General features: G+C 70.0%; 18 protein-coding genes. 15 read left to right on the forward strand and 3 right to left on the reverse strand.

What is annotated here, in order from left to right:
• Positions 1-60 precede the first annotated feature (60 nt).
• Complete coding sequence (gene paaK / locus E3O19_RS02295) at positions 61-1,371, reverse strand: phenylacetate--CoA ligase PaaK (RefSeq protein ID WP_134565044.1); 1,311 nt, start codon at positions 1,369-1,371, stop codon at positions 61-63.
• 33 nt (positions 1,372-1,404) lie between these two features.
• The gene (paaI, locus tag E3O19_RS02300) at positions 1,405-1,806 is read right to left on the reverse strand and encodes a hydroxyphenylacetyl-CoA thioesterase PaaI (RefSeq protein ID WP_134564999.1); all 402 of its coding nucleotides are present in this window, start codon (positions 1,804-1,806) and stop codon (positions 1,405-1,407) included.
• A gap of 149 nt (positions 1,807-1,955) precedes the next feature.
• On the opposite strand from paaI, the gene paaA reads away from it, so the two are divergent.
• The 7 genes from paaA (at position 1,956) to E3O19_RS02335 (ending at position 7,294) form a co-directional block, all read left to right on the forward strand.
• Complete coding sequence (paaA, locus tag E3O19_RS02305) at positions 1,956-2,951, forward strand: 1,2-phenylacetyl-CoA epoxidase subunit PaaA (protein WP_134565000.1); 996 nt, start codon at positions 1,956-1,958, stop codon at positions 2,949-2,951.
• A complete protein-coding gene (gene paaB / locus E3O19_RS02310; protein WP_134565001.1) occupies positions 2,951-3,256 on the forward strand; it encodes a 1,2-phenylacetyl-CoA epoxidase subunit PaaB in 306 nt (101 codons plus the stop codon). Before paaA ends, paaB begins: the two co-directional genes overlap by 1 nt.
• A 122-nt stretch (positions 3,257-3,378) precedes the next feature.
• Entirely contained in the window at positions 3,379-4,155 is a 777-nt protein-coding gene (gene paaC / locus E3O19_RS02315; RefSeq protein ID WP_241981145.1) for a 1,2-phenylacetyl-CoA epoxidase subunit PaaC, read from the forward strand.
• An 11-nt stretch (positions 4,156-4,166) separates the two neighbouring features.
• Entirely contained in the window at positions 4,167-4,694 is a 528-nt protein-coding gene (paaD, locus tag E3O19_RS02320) for a 1,2-phenylacetyl-CoA epoxidase subunit PaaD (RefSeq protein WP_134565045.1), read from the forward strand.
• 2 nt (positions 4,695-4,696) lie between these two features.
• Positions 4,697-5,887: a 1,2-phenylacetyl-CoA epoxidase subunit PaaE gene (gene paaE, locus E3O19_RS02325; protein WP_134565003.1), complete on the forward strand. Its 1,191-nt coding sequence runs from the start codon at positions 4,697-4,699 to the stop codon at positions 5,885-5,887.
• Between the two features lie 26 nt (positions 5,888-5,913).
• Positions 5,914-6,687, forward strand: coding sequence for an enoyl-CoA hydratase/isomerase family protein (locus E3O19_RS02330; protein WP_134565004.1), 774 nt, complete (start codon positions 5,914-5,916; stop codon positions 6,685-6,687).
• A gap of 193 nt (positions 6,688-6,880) precedes the next feature.
• Positions 6,881-7,294, forward strand: a complete 414-nt coding sequence (locus E3O19_RS02335) for a GreA/GreB family elongation factor (RefSeq protein ID WP_134565005.1) — start codon at positions 6,881-6,883, stop codon at positions 7,292-7,294.
• Between the two features lie 260 nt (positions 7,295-7,554).
• Here E3O19_RS02335 and E3O19_RS02340 read toward each other — a convergent pair whose 3' ends face one another.
• Positions 7,555-8,532: an EamA family transporter gene (locus E3O19_RS02340; RefSeq protein ID WP_134565006.1), complete on the reverse strand. Its 978-nt coding sequence runs from the start codon at positions 8,530-8,532 to the stop codon at positions 7,555-7,557.
• Positions 8,533-8,641: 109 nt separating this feature from the next.
• Here E3O19_RS02340 and E3O19_RS02345 point away from each other — a divergent pair, with 109 nt between their 5' ends.
• The 8 genes from E3O19_RS02345 (at position 8,642) to E3O19_RS02380 (ending at position 18,436) form a co-directional block, all read left to right on the forward strand.
• The gene (locus tag E3O19_RS02345; protein WP_134565007.1) at positions 8,642-9,319 is read left to right on the forward strand and encodes a copper resistance CopC family protein; all 678 of its coding nucleotides are present in this window, start codon (positions 8,642-8,644) and stop codon (positions 9,317-9,319) included.
• Between the two features lie 9 nt (positions 9,320-9,328).
• Positions 9,329-11,329: a DNA helicase RecQ gene (recQ, locus tag E3O19_RS02350; RefSeq protein WP_134565008.1), complete on the forward strand. Its 2,001-nt coding sequence runs from the start codon at positions 9,329-9,331 to the stop codon at positions 11,327-11,329.
• A 14-nt stretch (positions 11,330-11,343) separates the two neighbouring features.
• Positions 11,344-11,967: a class I SAM-dependent methyltransferase gene (locus E3O19_RS02355; RefSeq protein WP_241981146.1), complete on the forward strand. Its 624-nt coding sequence runs from the start codon at positions 11,344-11,346 to the stop codon at positions 11,965-11,967.
• Positions 11,968-12,163: 196 nt separating this feature from the next.
• Positions 12,164-14,356 (forward strand): acyl-CoA dehydrogenase family protein, encoded by a 2,193-nt coding sequence (locus E3O19_RS02360; protein WP_420898577.1) that lies wholly within the window; start codon positions 12,164-12,166, stop codon positions 14,354-14,356.
• Positions 14,357-14,570: 214 nt separating this feature from the next.
• Positions 14,571-15,503: an ABC transporter ATP-binding protein gene (locus E3O19_RS02365; RefSeq protein WP_134565009.1), complete on the forward strand. Its 933-nt coding sequence runs from the start codon at positions 14,571-14,573 to the stop codon at positions 15,501-15,503.
• The gene (locus E3O19_RS02370; RefSeq protein ID WP_134565010.1) at positions 15,500-16,369 is read left to right on the forward strand and encodes an ABC transporter permease; all 870 of its coding nucleotides are present in this window, start codon (positions 15,500-15,502) and stop codon (positions 16,367-16,369) included. Before E3O19_RS02365 ends, E3O19_RS02370 begins: the two co-directional genes overlap by 4 nt.
• A gap of 10 nt (positions 16,370-16,379) precedes the next feature.
• Positions 16,380-17,768, forward strand: coding sequence for a sensor histidine kinase (locus E3O19_RS02375; RefSeq protein ID WP_134565011.1), 1,389 nt, complete (start codon positions 16,380-16,382; stop codon positions 17,766-17,768).
• Entirely contained in the window at positions 17,765-18,436 is a 672-nt protein-coding gene (locus E3O19_RS02380) for a response regulator (protein ID WP_198413839.1), read from the forward strand. Before E3O19_RS02375 ends, E3O19_RS02380 begins: the two co-directional genes overlap by 4 nt.
• Positions 18,437-18,457 lie beyond the last annotated feature (21 nt).

An 18,457-nucleotide genomic window follows, 5' to 3' on the forward strand; every position in this document is an offset into this window, starting at 1 on the left:
GCTCGCAAGCCCTGTTTTGGGTCCATTCGGCCAAAATCACCGTCGAATTCGACGGGGCCGTTACCGCAGGTCGTAGACACGCTTGTGCTTGCCGGTGCTGCGCTCGAGTGTGCCCGGTTCGACGATCAGCACGCTCACGCTCGAACCGATCAGGTCCTTGATCCGGTGGATCAGCAGCGCACTGGCGATGTCGGAGTCGTCGTCGCTGGCGTGCTCGTGCCGTTCGATCCGAACGGTCAGCTCATCCATCCGGTTCGGGCGGGTCAGCTCGATCACGAAGTGCGGCGACAGGTGTGGGATGCCGAGCACGATCTCCTCGATCTGGGTCGGGAACAGGTTGACCCCGCGCAGGATGATCATGTCGTCGTTGCGGCCGGTGATCTTCTCCATCCGGCGCATGCCCGGCCGGGCGGAGCCGGGCAACAGCCGGGTGAGGTCGCGGGTGCGGTAGCGGATCACCGGGAACGCCTCCTTGGTCAGGGAGGTGAAGACGAGCTCGCCCTGCGTTCCGTCGGGGAGCACGAGCCCGGTGTCGCCGTCGATGACCTCGGGCAGAAAATTGTCTTCCCAGAGGTGCGGGCCGTCCTTCGTCTCGATGCACTCGTTGCCCACGCCCGGGCCCATCACCTCGCTCAGCCCGTAGATGTCCAGGGCGTCGAAGTCGAGGCGGTCCTCGAGCTCGCGGCGCATCTGGTTGGTCCACGGCTCCGCGCCGAGCACGCCGGCCTTGAGGCTCGAGCCGCGCGGGTCCATGCCGGCCGCGACCATCGCATCCGTGATCGTCAAAAGATAGCTGGGGGTGGACATGATGACGTCGGGCTCGAAGTCCTGGATCATCTTGACCTGCTTGTTGGTCTGGCCGCCGGACATCGGGATGGCGGTGGCGCCGAGCGCCTCGATCCCGGCGTGCGCGCCGAGTCCGCCGGTGAAGAGCCCGTAGCCGTAGGCATTGTGCACTCGCATGCCCGGCCGCACCCCGGAGGCACGGAGGCTGCGGGCGACGAGCCCGGCCCACATGGCGAGGTCGTTCTTGGTGTAACCGACCACGGTGGGCAGGCCGGTGGTGCCCGAGGACGTGTGGATACGGGCGACCTGGTCCATCGGCACGGCGAACATGCCAAACGGGTAGGAGACGCGCAGGTCGTCCTTGGTGGTGAACGGCAGCAGGTTCACGTCTTCGAGGGTGCGGATGTCGTCGGGGTGCACGCCGGCCGCGTCGAACTTGCGGGTGTACAGGGGCACGTTCTGGTAGGCGAGGCGCACGGTCTTCTGCAGGCGACGCAGCTGCAGGGCCTGCAACTCGTCCCGCGACATGCGTTCCTCCGGGTCGAGCTCATCGAGGGCGGGGGCGTGCAAGCGGGTCTTGGTCATCGTTGACATGAGGCCTCCAGGTGGAATGCGAATTTAGAGTGAGGGTGCGGCGGTACCGGGCAGTGGCAGGTTCGTGGTGCGGCTTCGACCGCGGAACTCCGCGACCGGCACGTTGTGATCGTTGGTGACGCGCACGTCGTACAGTCCGGAACGTCCGCTTCTGGTGCGCAGCACGGCGGTCGCGGTGAGGGTCTGCCCGGCGGTCGTCGGCTTGAGGAACGTGATGTCGGCGCCCGACGCGAGCGTGACGTGGTGGTCGTCGTTGCAGGCGATCGCGAACGCCGTGTCGGCCAGGGCGAAGACGATGCCGCCGTGGGTCACGTCGAACCCGTTCATCATGTCGTTCCGAAGGAGCATGGAGACCACCGCGCGGCCCGGTTCCACCCCGCGCACAATCATGCCCAGCGCGGCCGATGCCCGGTCATTCTGGATCATGGCTCCATTGGAGGGTGGCGAAGCATCCGTCATCTGGTTCTCCTCATTGAGTTCCGAGTTGCCGCGGCAGGCGGTTGCCGGGGTAGTAGGGAAACCATATACTAACTGAACGATCGGTTGGTAAAAGTTCGCGAAACCAGGAGTCAATGATGACAATCCCGCCAGTTCCCTACGACATTGCCCCACGCCCTGCCGCCGGCACTTCGCCGGAAGAGCAGCAGTTCAATGACCTGATCGCCGCCGATTCCCGGATCGAGCCGCGCGACTGGATGCCGGAGGCGTACCGAAAGACGCTCGTGCGCCAGATCTCCCAGCACGCGCACTCCGAGATCATCGGGATGCAACCGGAGGGCAACTGGATCACCAGGGCGCCGAGCCTCAAGCGCAAGGCCATCCTGCTGGCGAAGGTGCAGGACGAGGCCGGCCACGGACTGTACCTCTATTCGGCGGCGCAGACCCTGGGGATCACCCGCGACGAGATGACGGATGCCCTCATCGCCGGGAAGGCCCGCTACTCCTCGATCTTCAACTACCCGAGCCCGACCTGGGCCGACATGGGATCGATCGGCTGGCTCGTCGACGGCGCGGCCATCTGCAACCAGGTGCCGCTCTGCCGGGCCTCCTACGGACCATACGGGCGCGCCATGGTGCGCATCTGCAAGGAGGAATCGTTCCACCAGCGGCAGGGCTTCGAGATCCTGCTCGAGCTGATGAACGGCACCGATGAACAGAGGGCGATGGCCCAGGAATCGGTGAACCGCTGGTACTGGCCCGCCCTGCAGATGTTCGGTCCGCCCGACGACGACTCGCCCAACTCGGCCCAGTCGATGAAGTGGAACATCAAGCGGTTCTCCAACGACGAACTGCGCCAGCGTTTCGTAGGGATGCTGGTACCGCAGGCTGAGGTTCTCGGCGTGACGCTGCCGGATCCCGACCTGCGCTGGAACGAGGAGAAGGGTGTGTACGACATGGGTGAGATCGACTGGACCGAATTCCACGAGGTGCTCCAGGGCAGGGGGCCGGCGAACGCGCGGCGCCTCCAGCGCCGCCGCGACGCCCACGAGGCCGGCCGCTGGGTGCGCGAGGCCGCCGCCGCGTATGCCCGCAAACAGGCCGCGAAGCTGACCGAGACGGCGGTCGCCTGATGAGCGCGCCCGGTGCATCCGAAAAAGAGGTCTGGCCCCTCTGGGAGGTCTTCGTACGCTCGAGCCGCGGCATCAGCCACACCCACGTCGGCTCGCTGCATGCCCCCGATGCCGCGCTCGCCGTGCGCAATGCCCGCGATCTCTACACCCGTCGCAACGAGGGCGTCTCGATCTGGGTGGTACCCGCCGAGGCGATCACCACCAGCGACCCGGATGCGAAGGGCGCCTTCTTCGAATCGCCCGCCGGCAAGAACTACCGCCACGCAAGCTACTACTCCAAGAGCGAGGGCGTGAAACACCTGTGAGCACCCCGAGCCGCACGGATACCGCCACGGCTGCCGCCGCGGTTGCCGCCACGAACGCCCCGGACCGGGGCCACGACCACAACGAGAACGAAGGTCACGGCCACGTCGAGGTCGATGGCGTCCTGCTCTCAGCCGAACTGGTCGAGGGGCCGTCGGTCGCCTCGCACGATGTCGCCGAATACGCGCTCTGGCTGGGCGACGATTCCCTCGTCCTCGCCCAGCAGCTGGGCTGGTGGATCTCCCGCGCCCCCGAGCTGGAGGAGGACATCGCCCTGGGCAACATCGCCCTCGACCTGATCGGCCACGCCCGCTCGCTGCTGCACTACGCCGGCGCGGAATCGAACCGCACCGAAGACGACCTCGCCTACTGGCGCACCGAACCGTCATGGCGCTCAGCGCACCTGTTCGAGCAGCCGAACGGGGACTTCGCGCACACGATCGCCCGGCAGTTCATCGCCGCGAACTACCTGTTCGAGCTCTACAGCCGGCTGGCCGACTCGGCCGACGCGACCCTCGCCGCGATCGCCGCCAAGGCGGTCAAGGAGGTCGACTACCACCGTGACCACGCCGCCCAGTGGGTGCTGCGTCTGGCCCTCGGCACCGAGGAATCCCGGGCCCGGATGATCTGCGGGCTGGGCGACCTCTGGCCGTTCGTCGACGAGCTGTTCGTCGACGAGCCGCTGATCGACCGGCTGGATGGTGTGGCCGTGCGGCCGTCCACCCTGCGCGCCCCGGCCACGGACGCGATGGCCCCCGTGCTCCGGGAGGCCGAACTCAACGAACCGCGCGGCTTCATCTCCTCCGGCGGCGGCCGCCGCGGCGACCACTCCGAGAATCTCGGCCCGCTGCTCGCCGAGATGCAGGTGCTGGCGAGGGCGCACCCCGGGGCGTCCTGGTGACCGCGGCGAAGGTGGCGCCCGGCACATCCGTCGCCCGCCCGCGGCCGACCGACCTGGCCTCCCAGCGGGCCTGGGACCTGGCCGCGCGGGTCTGCGACCCCGAGATCCCGGTGCTCACGATCGAAGACCTCGGCGTGCTGCGCTCGGTCGCGGTCGACGGCACGCGAACGACGGTCACGCTGACCCCGACCTACAGCGGATGCCCCGCCATGGAGGCCATGCGCGACGACGTGCTCACCGTGCTGCGGGGTGCCGGCTACGACGATGTCACCGTTGAGCTCGTTCTCGCCCCCGCCTGGACCACCGACTGGATGAGCGAGGAGGGCAAAGCGAAGCTGGTGACCTACGGCATCGCCGCCCCCACCGGGCGTTCCGGTGTTCGGCCGGCCGGCGCCGTGCGCCTCCAACTGGCGGTCAAGTGCCCGCGCTGCTCCTCTCTGAACACGCGGGAACTCGCCCGCTTCGGCTCGACGTCGTGCAAGGCGCTCTATGAGTGCCGCGACTGCCTCGAACCGTTCGACTACTTCAAGGTGTTGTGACCATGGCCGCACGAAATCTCGGCAGTTCCGATCCAGGCACGACCGTCCTCGACCCGGCTCAGGCGGACGTGACCGGCGAGGGCACGCCCGGCGCGCCGGCCGGCAAACGGCGCGGCCGGTTCCACACCCTCACCGTCGCGGAGGTGCGACCGCTCACCCAGGACAGCGTCGAGGTCACCTTCGCCGTGCCGCCCGAGCTGCACGGGGAGTACGACTACGACCCCGGCCAGCACCTCGCCCTGCGTGCCACCATCGACGGGCGGGAGCTGCGGCGCAGCTACTCCATCTGCCGGCCGCGCTCCGTGGGCTCGGTGAGCGTCGCCATCAAACGTGACCTCGGCGGCGCCTTCTCCACCTGGGCGAACACCGAGTTGCACGCCGGGGACCGGCTCGACGTGATGAGCCCGCAGGGCACCTTCACGACGGCCCTCGACACCCTCGACGACACCCACATCGTCGGCATCGCGGCCGGGAGCGGCATCACCCCGCTGATGTCGCTCGCTCACACTGTGCTCGAGCGCTCCACAACCTCCCGGTTCACCCTCGTCTACACGAACCGCACCGCGCTCGACGTCATGTTCCTCGACGAGCTCGCCGACCTCAAGGACAGGTACCCTTCCCGTCTGGCGCTGCACCATGTCCTGTCCCGCCAGACGCGCTCCTCGGCCCTGCTCTCCGGACGGATCGACGAGGAGAAGCTGCGGCTCATGCTCGCGAGCATCATCCGGCCGGCCGCGGTCGACGAGTGGTTCCTCTGCGGCCCGTTCGAGCTCGTGCAGCTGTGCCGGGACACGCTGGAGAGCGTCGGCGTCGCGGCGGAGCACATCCGCTTCGAACTGTTCACGACCGGCGAGCCGACCCGCGCCGGCGGTGACACCGGTCGTCCGGTGATCGTCGGCGCCGGCGACAAGACCTTCGAAATCGAGTTCACCCTCGACGGGGAGAGCGCCACGGTCACGACACCCGTCAACGCGAAGGAGAGCATCCTGAACGCCGCCCTCCGGGTGCGACCGGACGTGCCGTTCGCCTGCGCCGGGGGAGTGTGCGGCACCTGTCGCGCCAAACTGGTCAGCGGCGACGTGACGATGACCGAGAACTACGCGCTCGAGCCGGACGAGATCGCCCGCGGCTACGTGCTCACCTGCCAGTCGCATCCGACGACCGACAGGGTCGTCGTCGACTACGACGTCTGACAACCACCGTTGAGAGGCCACCAGCCGTGATCGAACTGACCATCCGCGACGATGTCGCGCACGTCGTATTGAACGCCCCCGACAAGCTCAACGCCTTGGACGAGACCGCGCTCGCCGAACTCGACGCCGCCTACCAGGCGGCGGAGGCGGCAGGTGTGCGCGCCCTCGTACTGCGCGGTGAAGGCCGGGCATTCTGCGCCGGGCGGGACATCGCCGGCGTCGACCCGCGGAGCGATGACGTGATGGGTTTTCTGGGGGGACTTGTCACGCCCCTGCTCACCCGCATGAGTGCCTTTCCCGCGCCCACATTCGCGGTCGCCCACGGGGCGTGCCTCGGCGTGGGCCTCGGCCTGCTGATCGCGACGGATGTCGTCTACGTGGCCGATACGGCGAAGATCGGCTCCCCGTTCGCCAACCTGGGCGCCACCCTCGATTCGGGCGGGCACGCCCTTTTCGTGGAGCGGCTCGGCGCGCACCGCACCCTCGACCTGATCTACTCCGGCCGGCTCATGTCGGGCGCCGAGGCGGTCTCCGCGGGCCTGTTCAGCCAGGTCTTCCCGGCCGACCTGGTGCAGTCATCGACGGAGGAGGCCGCGGTTCGAGCCGCGACCGGCGCCACCCAGGCATTCCTGGCCAGCAAGGAGCTGGTGCGGGCCCTCCGCGACGACCGGCTCGGGCTGTGGGAGAGCGTCGCGGCGGAGAACCGTGCCCAGGCGGCGCTTTGCGCCACGGCGGACTACCGGGAGGGCTTCGCCGCGTTTCAGGAGAAGCGCCGGCCGGTGTTCACCGGTCGGGACTGATCGGCGATCGTCGGTAGTCTGCCTCCGCCACGCCGCCGAGGATCGAGGACCCTCGCGAGCTCCAGACGTCCATCCGCACCGAGGGGAGCACCCTCACCCCGCTTTCGCTGCGCAGGGGTGAGGCCGGCCGCTAACATGGTGGATTGATCACAGTGCGACGCTCGAGCGTTTCGCGAAGTTACGGAGAGATCCCATGATCACAGGAACAGTGTGGGTCCCGCCCAGCGCGCTCGCCTCGATGATCGAGGAACTAGCGCAACTGGCCACGCAGCCCAGTCCCGACCCAGTCACGGTCGATCGGATCCGCGAGCTGCGCAAGACCCTCCGGCGTTCCGAAACCGAGATCAAACCGGACGACGGGCTGGTCGAACCCGGAATGCGGGTCACCGCGATGCTCTCCGGTGACACCCGGGCGACCGTGTTCCTGCTCGGGGAACGAGAGCTCGTCTCCCGTGATCCTGGCGTGGACATCGACGTGTATTCCCCGTCGTCACCGGTGGGCCGGGCCATCATCGGTTCCTACGTCGGGGCCACGGTCACCTACGCCACCCCCTCCGATCCGAGCGTCCAGATCGAGATCCTCGCCGCCGTCCCCTACAAGGGATAGCTCCCGCGGGCCGGGGGATCCCGGCGTGTTGTTGCCGGCGGCGCCGAGCGCGGCACCATATGCTGCCCTTACCCGCGGCTCGCACGCGAGTCGTGGGATCCGTCCGGATTCTCCGCCACAAATCGGGTTTGTGGCCGACGACCCGCACGATGAGTTGCTGTGGGGCTGCCTCGGGTGGTCGCCCCACAGCGACATTCGCCCGAGGAATGCCCGCGCCGACCGGCACGCACCCAAACGCGTACCAAACGGCGCGCGCGGGATCAGGCGGCGGCGAGCATCCCGGCGGCGGCCAGCGCCAGGGCAAGGCCCAGCCACTGCACGGGGGCGATACGTTCCCGCAGAACCACGGCCGCGAGCAGGATCGTGCCGGCCGGGTACATCGCGGTGAGAACGCTCATCACGCTGAGGTCCCCGGCCCGCATGCCGAGGAGCAGCAGAAAGTTCGCGATGACGTCGACCACGCCGCAGGCCGCCGCCAGCCGGAGACCCACCAGCAGGGTCGGGCGTCGCAGCGGCGACGCGGCACGGGAGCCGGGGGCGCCCGGCGACCGTGATGCGCTCTCCGCAGTGGCAGTGGCAGTGGCAGTGGCAGTGGCAGTGGCAGTGGCAGTGGCAGTGGCAGCCGGCATCCGTCGTCGGCGCAGGCCGGCCAGGGCCAGTAGGCCGACCAGGGCGAACATGATCGTGCCGTTCACGGCCCGGTTCAGCACGAGCGGCACGAGCCCGCTGTCGACCGGGGTCAGGTCGATCATGATGACGAACGCGCCGATCATGGCGCCGGAGCCGAGTGCCATCAGCACCCCGATCGTGCTTGGCCGCACCGCGCCCCTCTCCGGCACGAAGCCGACCAGCACGACCGCGACGAGGGCGAGGACCAGGGCCCAGTAGCCGATCGGGGCGAGCCGGTCGCCTCCGGCGAGTCCGGCCGCCATCGGCACCACCGCGGACACCACCGCGGTGAGCGGGGACAGGATGCTCATCGGCCCGATCGCGAGGCAGGCGTAGAGGAGCGAGATGGCGATGGCGCCGCTGACCCCGGACAACGCGCCCCAGAACACGGCCTGAGGCGACCAGACACCGCCAACGAAGGGCAGCGCGAGGAGCAGGGCGGCCAGGCCGGATGCCGCGGCGACCGCGGTCACCAGCAGGGAACTCATCCGCTTCGCGGCCATCCCGCCGAGGAAGTCGGCGCTACCGAAGATGAGCGCCCCGATGAGGCCGAGTCCCGCGGTAAGCATGAGAAGCCCAGCCTAGCGATCGACGACTCGTCGTCGGCACGATCGGCCTCGTGCCGGCCGTGCCCGGACGACGAGCCATGCGGTCGCTCGGTCGGTCTAGGCTCGTAACATGAGCAGCAACAGGGTGACGCACGCCGGGACCCGGCGCTGGTCGGTCAGGGCGCTCGGCGCCGTCGTCGTCGGTGCGGCGCTGGTCGGATGGTCCGCCGCGCCCGCCTTCGCGCACAACAATCCGGTCGGATCCTCGCCGGCCGCTGGCGCGGTCGTGACCGAGCAGCCCGGTACGTTCACGGTGACGACGAACGACCAGCTGCTCGACTTGCACGGCGAGGGCTCCGGGAACGCCATGGCGATCCGGGGTCCGGCCGGCGCGGCCACGCCGCTCTACTACGGCGACGGCTGCGTCACCCTGTCCGGGCCGAGCATCGAGACGAAGGCCCAGCTCGGCCGACCGGGGGAGTACACCGTGATCTGGCAGGTCGTTTCCACCGACGGGCACGCCGTGTCGGAGGAGTACACCTTCACCTGGCAGCCGGCCGCCGGCCAGGAGCCGGCCGAAGGGTCGCCGACCCTGCCCACCTGCGGCGGCACGACATCGACCTGGGCGGATGCCGCGGCCCGCGCGCCCGCCGGCGCCGGCCCGGGCCTCGGCGACCTGGCCTGGATCGGCGGTGCCCTCGGCGCCGTGGTCCTGGCCATCGGCGGCACCCTGCTCGTGGTCAATCGGCGCGGCCGGACGCCGGACGCCAAGCCGGACGAGCACGGGGCCGTCGGGGGTCGCAGGTAGAGTTGTCGGGTGAGTTGGAACGCCGAAATACCATGGGATCCTGACGAGTTCGAACCACCCGACGATTTCGACGCCCCGCCCCCACCGGAGGGCTACGCCGGTGTCGCGTTCGCCGGTGCATCCCTCGCGGCCGGCCAGGCCCCGGGCGGGCGGCCCCCGGTAGCAGCACCCCGGCGGGCCACCGCGAAGTTCGCCACGGCCGCGGAGGCCCTCAGCACGGTCTTCGGCTACGACTCATTCCGCGGCGAACAGGCGCAGATCATCGACCAGGTCATCGGCGGCGGCGACGCGGTCGTGCTGATGCCCACCGGCGGCGGCAAGAGCCTCTGTTACCAGATCCCGTCGCTCGTGCGGGAGGGCACCGGCATCGTCATCTCCCCGCTGATCGCCCTGATGCAGGACCAGGTCGACGCGTTGACGGCCGTCGGCGTGCGCGCAGCGTTCCTCAACTCGAGCCAGGATTCCGCCGCTCGCGGCCAGGTTGAGCGGGACTACCTCTCCGGCGACCTCGACCTGCTCTACGTCGCGCCCGAGCGGCTGTCCTCCGAGGCTACTAAACGCTTCCTCGACCGCGGCACCATCGCACTCTTCGCCATTGACGAGGCGCACTGTGTGTCCCAGTGGGGGCACGACTTCCGGCCCGACTACCTCGCCCTGTCCGAGCTGGCCGACCGTTGGCCCGACGTGCCGCGGATCGCGCTCACGGCCACGGCGACGGATGCCACGCACAGGGAACTCACCACCCGCCTGCAGCTGGGCCAGGCCCGCCACTTCGTCGCGAGCTTCGACCGGCCCAACATCCAGTACCGCATCGTCGGCAAGGCCGAACCGCGCAAGCAGCTGCTCGCCTTCATCCGCGCCGAGCACCAGGGCGACGCCGGGATCGTGTACGCCCTCAGCCGCAAGACCGTCGAACAGACCGCCGAGTTTCTGCGCCAGAACGGGGTCAACGCGCTGCCGTACCACGCAGGCCTGGACCAGGGGCTCCGCGCCCGCACCCAGTCCCGGTTCCTCCGCGAAGACGGCGTCGTCATCGTCGCCACGATCGCGTTCGGCATGGGCATCGACAAACCCGATGTGCGCTTCGTCGCCCACATCGACCTGCCCAAGTCGGTCGAGGGCTACTACCAGGAGACCGGCCGTGCCGGCCGCGACGGCCTGCCGTCAACCGGCTGGCTCGCCTACGGCTTGCAGGACGTGGTCCAGCAGCGCCGCATGATCGACGAGTCGCCCGGCGACCTCGCTCACCGGCGCAAACTCTCCGCACACCTCGACGCGATGCTCGCGCTCTGCGAGACCGTGAGCTGCCGCCGGGTGAACCTGCTGCGCTACTTCGGCCAGCCGAGCGAACCCTGCGGCAACTGCGACACCTGCCTCGAGCCGCCTGTCGGCTGGGACGGCACCATGGCGGCGCAGAAGCTGCTCTCCACCGTGGTGCGCCTGCTGCGCGAGCGCAACCAGCGTTTCGGCGCCGGCCAGCTGATCGACATCCTCCGCGGTAAAGTGACCCCGCGCACCACCCAGCACAGCCACGACCAGCTGGCGACCTGGGGAATCGGCGCCGACCTCAGCGACCAGCAGTGGCGCGGCGTGGTGCGCCAGCTGCTGGCCCAGGGCTTCCTGGCCACCTCCGGCGAATACGGCACTCTGGTGCTCACGGATGCCGCAGCCGAGGTGCTCGCCGGGCGCCGCACCGTTGAACTCCGCACCGAGCCCGAGCGGGCCGCCCGCCCGGCGGCCGGCGCGCGGAAGAGCGCGGCGAAGGCCGCCGCCGCGGACCTCAGCCCCGAGCAGGAGACCCTGTTCGAGGCGCTCCGCACCTGGCGCTCCGTGCAATCCAAGGAGCAGGGGGTGCCCGCGTACATCATCTTCGGCGACGCGACCCTGCTCGCCATCGCCGCGACCCGGCCGACGAGCCTGGCCGACCTCGACGGCATCTCTGGGGTCGGCGCCAAGAAGCTCGACTCCTATGGTGCGGCGATCCTCGAGGTCGTCGCGGCCGGCGCCTAGCCGTGGCCGTGCCGATGGACGCCGTGCCGATGGACGCCGTGCCGATGGACTGGCCTGCCTACTACGACGCCCAGGCCGGCCGGTCCGTCCGCTTCGTGCTGCGGGAGACCCTGCGGCTGCGAGGGGAGACCCCGGCTGGAAACGCGATCGACCTGGGCTGCGGCGAGGGCACGGAGACCCGGCACCTGCTCCGGGCCGGCTGGCGCGTGCTCGCCTTCGACGCCGACTCCCGCGCGGAGACCCTCGTGCGACGGGGCCTGGACGCCACGGAGCTGCGCCGGCTGGCCTTCCGCCAGGCCCGGTTCGAGGACCTGCCCGTGCTGCCTCCCGTCGACCTCGTCTACGCGGGCTTCGCCCTGCCGTTCTGCGACCCCGCCGCGTTCCCCGGTGTCTGGGCGGGAATCCGCGCCGCGCTCACACCGGGCGCCTGGTTCGCCGGTGAATTCTTCGGCCCGCACGACGACTGGGCCGGCCGGGCCGAGATGAACTTCCACGACCGTGCCGAGGTCGAGTCCCTGCTCGACGGCCTGGCGGTCCAGAGCCTGGTCGAAGACGACCGGCCCGGCCAGTCGGCGATGGGACCCAAGCACTGGCACGTCTTCCACGTCATCGCCCGCAACCCACCCGCGCCAGCCTGACTTCCGTTCCCCGACCTGGCTGGCACGGGGTGGTTTGTGGATATGCGCGACCCCAACCGTGATACGGCTGTGGATTCCTACAAGACGTATGCCGAAGCCAGCACGCTTTGTTGTAGCCCCGTCACGCACTATTTCCTTCCGTCCGGTCGTCGACCTAGCGTGTAAGAAAATTCCGCGCGAAGACGAAGGACCAATGATGGTTGACACTGCCCAGCGCTCCACCGCCCTCAACGAGACCGGAACCCCGGTCACTCCGGCCACCAAGACCGGTCCGGCCACCAAGACCGGTCCGGCCACCAAGACCGGCCCGGCCACCAAGACCGGCCCGGTCGACACCGGCCCGGTCGACACCGGCCCGGTCATGGGGGCCGGCCACTCCGGCGTACCGACCGTGAACGTCGCCGCCCTGAACCGCCAGTTGCTCGGCACCTGGGCCGATGTGCGGGTGCTCGCCCGCGAGCTCACCGCCCGTCCAGACCTGCACCGGATCGAGGGCCAGTCGATGACCGAGCACCGCGATCGCGTGCTCGCCCAGCTGAAGATCCTCGCCGACAACGGCCACGTGCACCGTGCCTTCCCGAAGGACCTGGGCGGCTCGGACGACCACGGAGGCAACATCGCCGGCTTCGAGGAACTCGTCACCGCCGACCCCAGCCTGCAGATCAAGGCCGGGGTGCAGTGGGGGCTGTTCGGCGCGGCCGTGCTGCACCTCGGCACCAAGAAGCACCACGACGCCTATCTCCCCGGCATCATGACGCTCGACACCCCCGGTGTCTTCGCGATGACCGAGACCGGCCACGGATCGGATGTCGCCAGCATCGGCACGACAGCGACCTACGACCCGGCAACCCGGGAATTCGTCATCCACACCCCGTTCCGCGCGGCGTGGAAGGACTACCTGGGCAACGCTGCCAGGGACGGCGTCGCCGCCGTGCTCTTCGCCCAGCTGATCACCCAGGGGGTGAACCACGGCGTGCACGCGTTCTGGATCCAGCTCCGCGACGAGAGCGGCGCGTTCCTGCCCGGAATCGGCGGCGAGGACGACGGCCTCAAGGGCGGCCTCAACGGCATCGACAACGGCCGGCTGCACTTCGACCAGGTGCGCGTCCCCCGGGAGAACCTGCTCAACCGCTACGGCGACGTCGCCGTGGACGGCAGGTACAGCAGCGCGATCGCGAGCCCGGGGCGCCGCTTCTTCACCATGCTCGGGACCCTCGTGCAGGGCCGCGTCTCACTCGACGGCGCCGCCACCCAGGCTTCGGCGATGGCCCTGACCATTGCCATCACCTACGGCAGTCAGCGCCGCCAGTTCACCGCCGGCAGCGACACCGACGAAGAGGTCATCCTCGACTACCAGCGCCACCAGCGCCGCCTGTTGCCCCGCCTGGCCACGACCTACGCGCAAACTTTCGCGCACGACCAGTTCCTGGTCAAGTTCGACCAGGTCTTCAGCGGCAAGGCCGACACCGACGACGACCGCCAGGACTTGGAAACCCTGGCCGCCGCCCTCAAGCCGTTGTCGACCTGGCACGCCCTCGATACCCTGCAGGAGGCCCGCGAGGCCTGCGGCGGCGCCGGTTTCCTGGCCGAGAACCGTCTCGTCGGGCTGCGGGCCGACCTCGACGTCTACGCCACCTTCGAGGGCGACAACAACGTGCTGCTGCAGCTCGTCGCCAAGCGCCTGCTCACCGACTACAGCCGCAAGTTCGCGCACGCCGGCACCGGCGTGCTCGCCCGCTACGTCGTCGCACAGGCCGCGGATCGCGCCTACCACGGCACCGGACTCCGCACCCTCGCGCAGACCGTCGCCGACTTCGGTTCGACCGCCCGCTCCGTGGGCGCCCTCCGGGAGACCAACGTGCAGCGGGAACTGCTCACCGACCGGGTCGAGACCATGATCGGCGAGATCGCGGGCAAGCTGCGCCCGGCCGCGAAGCTCCCGGCCAGGGAGGCCGCCGCTCTCTTCAACTCGTACCAGGACGCCCTGATCGAGGCCGCCCGCTCGCACGGCGAGCTGCTGCAGTGGGAGGCCTTCACCCAGGCCGTCGAGACCACCGAGGACGAGGGCACCCGGCAGGTACTCACCTGGTTGCGCGACCTCTTCGGACTGGGCCTGGTCGAGAAGCACCTGGCCTGGTACCTGATCAACGGCAGGCTGTCGGCCCAGCGCGCCCAATCGGTGACGGCCTACATCGACCGCATCATCGCCCGGCTGCGTCCATACGCTCTCGACCTCGTCGAGGCGTTCGGCTACAGCCAGGACCACCTCCGGTCCAGCATCGCCAGCGGCGCCGAGAAGGAGCGGCAGGACGAGGCCCGCGACTACTACCGCACCCTGCGGGCATCCGGGCAGGCGCCCGCCCCCGAGAAGGCGCCCAAGAAGAAGTAGTCCCGCCGTCGGGGCCCCGTTCCGGTCGAGAGTGCCCGTTCCGCCGGTCATTCTCGACCGGAACGGCAACGCCCACCCGTGGTACCCAGGTACGAGGCCGGGCGGGCGAGGAGGGGCCGTCCGGCGGATGCGCGTCGCAGCCGGTTTCCGTACCGTCGTTGTGGGGCCGTTCTCGCGTGTGCGATGACGGCCAGACGACGGAACGAGGAGACGGATGATCCAGGCACAGTCCCTGACCAAACGATACGGAAGCAAGACGGCGGTCGACGCGGTCGACTTCACCGTGCAGCCAGGCAAGGTGACCGGCCTGCTGGGCCCGAACGGAGCCGGCAAGAGCACCACCATGCGCATGATCGTGGGGCTGGACCAGCCGAGCGCCGGTTCGGTCACCGTGAACGGCAAGCACTACCGCGAACACGCCGCGCCGCTCCGCGAGGTGGGTGTGCTGCTCGACGCGAAGGCCGTGCACACCGGCCGTTCGGCCCGCAACCACCTGCTGGCCATGGCGGCCACCCACGGCATCCCGTCAACTCGGGTCGACGAGGTGATCGAGCTCACCGGGCTCGGCTCCGTCTCCCGCAAGCGGGTCGGCGGCTTCTCACTCGGGATGGGGCAGCGTCTCGGAATTGCCGCCGCCCTGCTCGGCGACCCGGCCGTGCTCATCCTCGACGAGCCGGTCAACGGCCTCGACCCGGAGGGGGTGCAGTGGGTGCGTCGCCTGATGCGCCACCTCGCCGCCGAGGGGCGCACGGTGCTCCTCTCCTCGCACCTGATGAGCGAGATGGCGCTCACCGCCGACCACCTGATCATGCTCGGCCGGGGACGCGTCATTGCGGATGCCCCGGTCGCCGACATCATCGGCGGCGCCGGGTCCAACACGGTGCGCGTGCGTAGCCCCCAGGCCACCCGCCTGGCCACCCTGCTCGCCCAGCCCGACGTCACCGTCACGGCCGGTGAGCAGGACACGCTCGACGTGACCGGCATCTCCGCCGTGGAGATCGGGGAACAGGCCGCCGAGGCCGGGATCGTGCTGCACGAACTCACCAGCATCGGCGCGTCGCTCGAGGATGCGTACATGGCCCTCACCCAAAACGAGGTGGAGTACCGCACGGGCGGCTCCGCGGAACTGCAGGAGGCAGCACGATGACCACGACCACACTGTCCACCACCCCCGAGGCGGCGCCGGCCGCGACGCCGACCGGCGCCGGGAAAGACGCGGCGGTCATCCGGCTGAGCGCGGCAGGACTCATCCGTTCGGAGTGGATCAAACTGCGCAGCGTGCGTTCGACCGTCTGGTCGTACGCGCTGCTCGTGGCGTTCTCCCTCGGGCTCGCCGCGATCATGTCCGCGTCGCTGGACCTCAGGGGTGCCGACGTCTCCATGGTGCCGGCCGCGAACCAAGCCACCTTCGTGGCCCAGGCCTCGACCTTCGGGGTGTTCTTCGGACAGCTGATCGTCGCAGTCCTCGGTGTCCTGACCATCAGCGGCGAATACTCCACCGGCATGATCAGGTCCACCCTGGCCGCGGTGCCGAACCGGCTGCCTGCCCTCTGGGCGAAGGCCGCCGTGCTGTTCGTGACGACCTTCCTGGTGGGTCTGGTCAGCACCGTCGGGTCCTACCTGGTCTCCTCGGCCGTGCTCTCCGGCAAGGGGTTGCACGCCGGCCTGTTCGAGCCGGCCGTGCTCTTCCCGGTGCTCGGCGGGGCCCTCTACCTGGGCCTGATCGCGGTCTTCGCCCTCGGAATCGGAACGATCGTGCGCAGCGGCGCCGGCGGCATCGCCGTCGTCCTCGGCATTGTGCTGCTCGTGCCGATTGTGCTGCAGATGATCCCCGCCGCGTGGGCGACGTCGCTGTTGCCCTACCTGGTCTCCAACGCCGGTATCAACATGTTCGGGCTGATGTCGTTCAGCCAGGTGCCGATCGAGTGGTGGGTCGACCTGCTCGTCGTGCTCGGCTGGCTCGCGGCCAGCCTGGTCGGCGCCGCGGTGCTGCTGAAGCGGCGGGACGCGTAGAGTCCACAGGATGACGCACCCGCAGCTCGCCCCCGGGCGGCCTCCCCGGCCTCCCGGGGGTGAACTGCGCCTGCCGACACCGCCCGGCGTGGCCCGGCGGTTCTGGACGCGGCATCCATGGCTGACCGATTCGCTCGTCGCCGCCGTGTACTTCGTGCCGATGGCGATCACCGTCCTGATCGACCTGATGGCGGCCGGCGGGCTGGTCCGGCCTGCCGCCATGGTTGTGACCGTTGTCGTGACCGTCGTGCTCACCGCCGCGCTGCTCTTCCGCCGGCACGCCCCGCTGCTCCTGCTCTGGGTCGCGTGCGCCGGGCTGCTCGCGTCGTTCCCGAGCCAGGGGCAGGGCGATACCGTGCCCGTCCTGATCGCGCTCTACGCGGTGGCGGTCTACCGCAGCGTGCGCAGCGCCTGGTTCGGGCTCATCGCCGCCGCCGGCGTCGCGGCGCTCGGCGCGTACCTGGCCGACGGCGCGGCCTATGCGGCCTGGCCCAGCGTGGCCGGCCAGTATGCGATCCTCATGCTCGCGGCCACCCTCCTCGGCGTCACGATCGGCGACCGCAAACGGTACGTCGCCGCCCTGGTCAACCTTGCCGCCCAACTCGCCAGGGAACGCGACCAGCAGGCCCAGCTGGCCCGGGTGACCGAACGGGGCCGGATCGCCAGGGAGATGCACGACATCGTCGCGCACAGCCTCTCGGTTATGGTCGCGCTCGCCGACGGTGCCGACGCGCTGCTGGACAAGGACCCGGAGCGGTCCAGAACAGCGATGCGCGAGGTCGCGGCTACCGGCCGCAGCTCGATGACCGAGATGCGCCGCCTGCTCGGGGTGCTGGCCGAAGACCCGGCAGACCCGGCAGATCCGGCAGGCCTGGCAGGCCTGGCAGGCCTGCTAGGCCCGGCAGGCCCGGCAGGCCCGGCAGGCCCGGCAGACCCGGCAGGCCTGGCAGATCTGGATTCGGCGGAGACGGGCACCGCGGATGCCCCCCTGAACCCCCAGCCAGGGGCCGATCAGCTGGTCGACCTGGTTGACTCGTTCCGGTCCGCCGGGCTCCCGGCACGACTGGAACTCAGCGGCCGGATCCCGGCCAACCCGGGCCTGCAGCTCACGATCTACCGGATCGTGCAGGAATCCCTGACGAACGCGCTGCGCTACGCCGCCGAGCCGACGCTGGTCTCGGTGCGGCTGGCGTCGACGCCCGGCCTGGTCGAGGTGATCGTCGCCGACGACGGTCGGCGCCGGGCCCTGGGCCCGGTCGACCGACCCGGCCGCGGCATCATCGGGCTCCGCGAGCGGGCCGCGCTCTACGGTGGCACGCTGGAGGCCGCGGTGATCCCCGGCGGCGGGTGGCAGGTGCGGGCCACCATGGACGTGGACGAACCGGAGGCAGGCGAATGACCCAGACCCGAATGCAGACCCGAATCATGCTGGCCGACGACCAGGCCCTGCTCCGCACCGGCTTCCGGATGGTGCTCGAGGCCGAGGACGACTTCACCGTCGTGGCCGAGGCCGGCGGCGGCGCCGAGGCGATCGCGCTCGCCGCAAGCGTGCTGCCCGACGTCATCCTGATGGACGTGCGGATGCCCGGGATCGACGGCATCGAGGCCACCCGGCAGATCACCGCGGCCCGTCCGGACAGCAAGATCATCATCCTCACCACCTTCGACCTCGACGAGTACGCCTTCGGCGGGCTGCGCGCGGGGGCGCGGGGGTTCCTCCTCAAGGACGCCCAGCCCAGCGAGCTGACGGCGGCCATCCGGGCGGTCGCCTCCGGTGACGCGTCGGTTTCATCCAGGGTGACCCGGCGCATGCTCGAGCTGTTCGGCTCGAAGCTGCCGGCCGCGGACGACGAGGACGCCTCCCGTCTCGGCGCCCTCACCGAGCGGGAACGCGAGGTGTTCCTGGCGATCGCGGAGGGACTCTCGAACCCCGAACTGGCCGAACGGTTCTTCCTCTCCGAGTCGACCGTGAAGAGCCACGTCGGGCGCATCCTGGCGAAGCTGGGGCTGCGCGATCGTGTGCACGTCGTCATCCTCGCCTACCGGCTGGGTCTCGTCGGCCGCTGACGCCGCGCCCGTTTTCGCACG

Source organism: Cryobacterium algoritolerans (assembly GCF_004402785.1).
Taxonomy (GTDB): Bacteria; Actinomycetota; Actinomycetes; order Actinomycetales; family Microbacteriaceae; genus Cryobacterium; species Cryobacterium algoritolerans.

Bases quoted from the DNA above. Each gene is read 5' to 3' on its own strand.
- paaK (WP_134565044.1), bottom strand. From the start codon at position 1,371: ATGACCAAGACCCGCTTGCACGCCCCCGCCCTCGATGAGCTCGACCCG.
- paaI (WP_134564999.1), bottom strand. From the start codon at position 1,806: ATGATCCAGAATGACCGGGCATCGGCCGCGCTGGGCATGATTGTGCGC.
- paaA (WP_134565000.1), top strand. From the start codon at position 1,956: ATGACAATCCCGCCAGTTCCCTACGACATTGCCCCACGCCCTGCCGCC.
- paaB (WP_134565001.1), top strand. From the start codon at position 2,951: ATGAGCGCGCCCGGTGCATCCGAAAAAGAGGTCTGGCCCCTCTGGGAG.
- paaE (WP_134565003.1), top strand. From the start codon at position 4,697: ATGGCCGCACGAAATCTCGGCAGTTCCGATCCAGGCACGACCGTCCTC.
- E3O19_RS02335 (WP_134565005.1), top strand. From the start codon at position 6,881: ATGATCACAGGAACAGTGTGGGTCCCGCCCAGCGCGCTCGCCTCGATG.
- E3O19_RS02340 (WP_134565006.1), bottom strand. From the start codon at position 8,532: ATGCTTACCGCGGGACTCGGCCTCATCGGGGCGCTCATCTTCGGTAGC.
- E3O19_RS02345 (WP_134565007.1), top strand. From the start codon at position 8,642: ATGAGCAGCAACAGGGTGACGCACGCCGGGACCCGGCGCTGGTCGGTC.
- E3O19_RS02355 (WP_241981146.1), top strand. From the start codon at position 11,344: ATGGACGCCGTGCCGATGGACGCCGTGCCGATGGACTGGCCTGCCTAC.
- E3O19_RS02360 (WP_420898577.1), top strand. From the start codon at position 12,164: ATGGTTGACACTGCCCAGCGCTCCACCGCCCTCAACGAGACCGGAACC.
- E3O19_RS02365 (WP_134565009.1), top strand. From the start codon at position 14,571: ATGATCCAGGCACAGTCCCTGACCAAACGATACGGAAGCAAGACGGCG.
- E3O19_RS02370 (WP_134565010.1), top strand. From the start codon at position 15,500: ATGACCACGACCACACTGTCCACCACCCCCGAGGCGGCGCCGGCCGCG.
- E3O19_RS02375 (WP_134565011.1), top strand. From the start codon at position 16,380: ATGACGCACCCGCAGCTCGCCCCCGGGCGGCCTCCCCGGCCTCCCGGG.
- E3O19_RS02380 (WP_198413839.1), top strand. From the start codon at position 17,765: ATGACCCAGACCCGAATGCAGACCCGAATCATGCTGGCCGACGACCAG.